The organism is Pedobacter sp. 01N416 (assembly GCF_056399685.1).
Genome location: NZ_JBFTRT010000362.1, coordinates 1 through 5,189 on the forward strand (window position 1 = coordinate 1; position 5,189 = coordinate 5,189).

Genomic DNA, 5,189 nt, shown 5'->3' on the forward strand with positions numbered 1-5,189 from the left:
GTAAAGTAGGGTAGTCGTTTTTCGATGCGATAATCACCACATCGTTGAAGTTTTTCGCAGCTGCACGGATTAAGGAAATACCACCAATATCTATTTTCTCGATAATTTCTTCTGGTGTTCCGCCTGCTTTTACGGTTTCTTCAAAAGGGTATAAGTCAACAATAACCAAATCAATTTCAGGGATCTCATATTCAGCAATCTGCTCCTGATCTCCCGCTAACGCTCTACGGTTTAAAATTCCACCAAATACTTTCGGATGTAGGGTTTTAACACGTCCGCCTAAAATAGATGGATAACCTGTTAAATCTTCAACCGCCGTAACCGGAAGATTTAAATCTTTGATGAATTGCTCTGTTCCACCGGTAGAAAATAACTGTACCCCTTGCGCGGCCAACAATTTTACCAATGGCTCCAAACCATCTTTATAATATACTGAGATTAAAGCGTTTTTGATTTTAATGGATTGACTCATTCTACTGAAAATTTTGAGCCGCAAAGGTAGTAAAACAGGATTGTTTTTTAATGAGATTTACCTATCAATATTAAATTTTATTCCACTATATATAATAAGGTATATTCATTTGCCAGGTAAGCTCTCCTAAAGCCTGATTAAATATCCTTATTAACCCGTTTTATTGTGTGATTTATTTGCTGATTTTTTTAACAATGGTTTCTACAATACGTGGGTAATGCTGGTGTTCGAGCTGCTGACCTTTAAACTTTACCATTTCCAGATTGTCGTTTTTGTCTATTCTGTACCTTGCCTGATAAATATATTCTCCTTCGTCATAGTTTTCATTAACATAATGAATGGTTATTCCGCCTTCAGTTTCGCCGGCGGCCATAACGGCATTGTGTACATGGTCTCCGTACATGCCTTTACCGCCAAACTTTGGAAGGATTGCCGGATGGATATTTACAATTCTGCCGGGGTAAGCATGGATCAGGTTTTTAGGGATCAGCCAGAGAAAACCCGCAAGCACAACAAAATCGATTTCAAGATTTTTGAGAAGATCTATCACTTCATCGGTTTTGTAGAACTCGTTTTTGTCGAAAATATGAGTGGGGATTTCGAAATTATCAGCTCTCTGCAATACATAGGCATCTGCATTGTTGGTTAACACCAAAGATATTTCTATTTCATTACTCCGTTTAAAATGCTCCATCAGTTTTTGGGCATTGGAGCCAGAACCTGATGCAAAGATGGCTATTCGTTTTTTCACTCAAAAATCGTTTTGCCCAAAAATAGTATTTTTAAGCCTGTTTTCTTAATCGAAAGGAAATTTTATTGAATTAAGTTAAAGTATTTATAATGAATAATTTTAACGTATTTTTGCAGTTCGGAAATGGGGTTCAATTTTAATGAAAAAAAAGTTGAAAGTGTTTTGTAATTTAAAAACATTAATCCTATATTTGCAACCCGAATTATAGGAAACGAATAAGAAAAATAAAAGGCTAAATAGAAATGGCAAATCATAAATCTTCATTAAAAAGAATTAGAGCAAACGCAACAAAACGTTTACGTAACAGATATCAGGCAAAAACTACACGTACCTTTATTAAAAGATTACGTGCTGCAGAAGATAAAAAATCTGCATCTGATTTATTGCCAAAAGTAATCTCTATGTTAGATCGTTTAGCTAAAAAGAATATTATCCACAAAAACAAAGCGGCTAATAACAAATCAAAATTAACGAAATTCGTTAACGGTTTAAAATAAGCCAATTTTTTTACGATATTAGTAAAGGCATCCTAACCAAAAGTTAGGATGCCTTTTTTTGTCTAAAAAAAATGGAAAATTACGAACAGAAACTAGGTATAAAGTTATGGGCCGAAGAAGATCGCCCGCGTGAAAAACTTTTATTACATGGCCGAAGACATTTAACAGATGCCGAACTGATTGCTATTTTAATTGGCTCAGGAAGTAAAAACGAAACCGCTGTAGATTTAAGTAAAAGGATTTTATCGTTTTACGACAACAATTTAACAAAACTGGGAAAAGCTTCTATTCTGGAGCTTTCCAGGTTTAGAGGTATTGGAGAAGCCAAAGCATTAACTATAATTGCCGCTCTGGAGCTTGGTTTGCGGCGGAAGGAAACTGCGGAGGAGGCCATTACCCATGTTACTACTTCTAACGATGTTTATAAATATTTACATCAAACTTTCGCTAATCTCAATCACGAAGAGTTCTGGATATTACTCCTAAACAGGTCTAACCGGGTAATAGGTAAATTTTTGATTAGTAAAGGGGGGCAGGCGGGTACGGTAGCCGATCCGAAAATTATTTTTAAAACAGCTTTAGAAAACAATGCCGCAAATATTGTATTGGCACATAACCATCCTTCCGGAAGTTTAAAACCCAGTGAGAGCGACGATAAATTGACCAGGAATATGGTTGCTTCAGGAAATTTGCTTAGCCTGTATGTGGTCGATCACCTGATTTTTGCCAATAACCGTTACTATAGTTATCGGGATGAAGATTTAATTTAAAAGATATTTGGTTGTTAAAATACAATTAACGTTAAATTAGTATAATAGCGGCTTAAATTAAATATTACTGGCTAGCCAGCATTAATTAAATTGTGTAATTATATTTATGAATACTTTAAAAATCATCCCTGTTTTTCTTTTGTTAACCGTTATGGCATTTGCGCAAAAAACGGCAGTCCCAATTAATATTATTACTTACAATATCCGTTTAAATGTAGCGTCTGATGGTGTTAATGCCTGGCCTAACCGGAAAGATAATGTTAAAGCCCTGGTGAAATTTCATGATGCTGATATTCTTTGTGTACAGGAAGCCTTACCTGAACAGTTTGATGCGCTTTTGGAGAATTCCAATTTCGATGTAGTGGGTGTTGGTCGTGAAGATGGTAAAAGAAAGGGAGAATTTTCTGCTGTTTATTTTGATAAAAACAGGTTCACTAAAAAGGATGGCGGAACTTTTTGGTTGTCAGAAACACCAGATGTTCCATCAAAAGGTTGGGATGCCGCACTTAACCGGGTATGCAGCTGGGTTAAATTGTACGATAAACAGAATAAAAAAGAGTTTATCGTTTTTAACACACATTACGATCATATCGGTGTTCGGGCAAGGATCGAATCAGCTAAATTGCTTAAACGTAAAATTCAGCAGATTGCACCAACGCTACCGGTTGTTTTTACCGGCGACTTAAACGTAACGCCAGAGACAGAAGCCATTGCTACTATAAAATCTTTTCTTATCGATGCGAAAGATGTTTCTGTAGAGCCCCCATATGGCCCGACAGGTACTTTTAATGCTTTTGATTTTAACAGTGACCTGAAAAACAGGATCGACTACATTTTTGTAAACAAAGGATTTAAGGTGCAGAAATTCGCTGTATTAACTGATAGTAAGGATAAAAGGTATTATTCTGACCATTTACCTGTTTTTTGCAGACTTTGGTTTTAATAAATGCTGTTAAAATCTCTGTTTCCCTTTCAATTCGAGCTTTTTGGTAACCCATATCATTATCATTATATTTTCGAAACACTGGCATTTATAATTGGTGTTAGGTTATATTATTTCTATAAAAAAGGAATTAAAGACCCGATATCTGACGAAAACAGGCTGTGGATTATGCTGGGCGCTATGCTTGGAGCATTAATTGGCTCGCGTGTAATTGCTGTGCTCGAAACGCCTGAAGTACTTCACCACCTTAGTTTTTCAGTTCTTTATCAAAGTAAAACCATTGTTGGCGGTTTGCTTGGAGGTTTGTTCGGTGTTGAATTGATAAAAAAGATAATAGGTGTGAATACCGCCTCCGGAGATGTCTACGTTATCCCGATTTTGGTTGCCCTTATTATTGGCCGTATCGGTTGTTTTTCCATGGGGATCGACGAGCCAACCTACGGCATCCCAACCCATTTTTTTACGGGTATGGATTTGGGCGATGGCATATTGCGGCATCCCATTATGCTCTACGAAATGGTTTACCTCATACTTTTGATTTTTTTGTTCAATGGCTTGAAAAATATGGCATTGATCAATGGAGACCGTTTTAAATTGTTTATGGTATTGTATTTTCTGTTCCGTTTTTGGGTAGAATTTATAAAACCTTACCATTCATTATTTTTAAATTTAAGCAGCATTCATTGGTCTGCATTGTTTATTTTTATTTATTATTATAAATTCATCATCAGAATTTCGAAACAGATTTTACATAAACAGTAAACATTATGGCCAATACCAGAGATTATATATACTACGATTATACCAAAAGTCTTTGCCCCGAATGTTTACAGCTTTGCGATGCGAAAATTGTTTTTCAGGATGCTAAGGTATTTATGCTGAAGAATTGCAGAACGCATGGCGATAGCAAAGTAATGATTGCTGATGATGTAGAATATTACAAACAGATCAGGAATTACAATAAACAATCGGAAATGCCACTTAAGTTTAATACTAAAGTGCACTACGGTTGCCCTTACGATTGCGGTTTGTGTACCGATCATGAACAACATTCGTGTTTAACCGTAATAGAGGTTACTGATCGTTGCAACCTGGCCTGTCCAACATGTTATGCCATGTCATCGCCAAGTTATGGCAGGCACCGTACACTGGAAGAAATAGAGCGTATGATGGATGTTGTTGTGGCAAACGAGGGTGAACCCGATGTGGTTCAACTTTCGGGTGGAGAACCAACCGTACATCCCGATTTTTTTAAGATTTTAGACCTTGCCAAAACAAAACCCATTAAACATTTAATGGTGAATACGAATGGTATCAGGATTGCAAAAGATATTGGCTTTGTAGAAAAATTAGCAAGCTATATGCCCGATTTCGAAATTTACCTGCAGTTTGATAGTTTCAGCGCCGAAGTATTAACCAAGCTAAGGGGAGAAGACCTTACAGAAGTAAGAAGAAAAGCCATCGATCACCTCAACCAGTTTAATGTATCTACTACTTTGGTGGTTACTTTGCAAAATGGCCTTAACGATCATGAAATTGGCGATATTTTAGATTATGCACTTAAGCAGAAATGTGTTCGCGGCGTTACTTTCCAGCCTACTCAGGTTGCCGGAAGAAATGATGATTATAACGATCAACAGGGAAGAATCACCCTAACTGAGGTGCGCAGAAAAATTTATGAGCAATACCCTGTTTTTACCCCTCAGGATTTAATCCCTGTACCCTGTAATCCCGATGCGCTGTGTATGGGTTATGC

The 5,189-nt window shown here is 36.8% G+C and carries 6 protein-coding genes and 1 pseudogene; 5 read left to right on the forward strand and 2 right to left on the reverse strand.

Annotated elements, in window-relative coordinates; genetic code table 11:
* Both AC1DND_RS18735 and purN read right to left on the reverse strand, forming a co-directional pair.
* Window positions 1-472 (reverse strand): annotated as a pseudogene (locus AC1DND_RS18735) (bifunctional phosphoribosylaminoimidazolecarboxamide formyltransferase/IMP cyclohydrolase); the annotation flags it as partial.
* 172 nt (window positions 473-644) lie between these two features.
* Window positions 645-1,223 carry a phosphoribosylglycinamide formyltransferase gene (gene purN / locus AC1DND_RS18740; protein ID WP_477583924.1) on the reverse strand — a complete coding sequence of 193 codons (579 nt, stop codon included), beginning with the start codon at window positions 1,221-1,223 and terminating at the stop codon, window positions 645-647.
* A gap of 242 nt (window positions 1,224-1,465) precedes the next feature.
* Here purN and rpsT point away from each other — a divergent pair, with 242 nt between their 5' ends.
* The 5 genes from rpsT to AC1DND_RS18765 all read left to right on the forward strand — a co-directional run.
* Window positions 1,466-1,720: a 30S ribosomal protein S20 gene (gene rpsT / locus AC1DND_RS18745; RefSeq protein ID WP_029277289.1), complete on the forward strand. Its 255-nt coding sequence runs from the start codon at window positions 1,466-1,468 to the stop codon at window positions 1,718-1,720.
* A gap of 71 nt (window positions 1,721-1,791) precedes the next feature.
* Window positions 1,792-2,490 carry a RadC family protein gene (gene radC, locus AC1DND_RS18750; protein WP_029277287.1) on the forward strand — a complete coding sequence of 233 codons (699 nt, stop codon included), beginning with the start codon at window positions 1,792-1,794 and terminating at the stop codon, window positions 2,488-2,490.
* Window positions 2,491-2,596: 106 nt separating this feature from the next.
* Window positions 2,597-3,433, forward strand: coding sequence for an endonuclease/exonuclease/phosphatase family protein (locus AC1DND_RS18755; protein WP_477583926.1), 837 nt, complete (start codon window positions 2,597-2,599; stop codon window positions 3,431-3,433).
* A gap of 3 nt (window positions 3,434-3,436) precedes the next feature.
* Window positions 3,437-4,195 (forward strand): prolipoprotein diacylglyceryl transferase, encoded by a 759-nt coding sequence (locus AC1DND_RS18760; protein WP_477583928.1) that lies wholly within the window; start codon window positions 3,437-3,439, stop codon window positions 4,193-4,195.
* A 5-nt stretch (window positions 4,196-4,200) separates the two neighbouring features.
* Window positions 4,201-5,189: radical SAM protein (locus AC1DND_RS18765; RefSeq protein ID WP_477583930.1), on the forward strand; the 989-nt coding region annotated here is incomplete at its 3' end.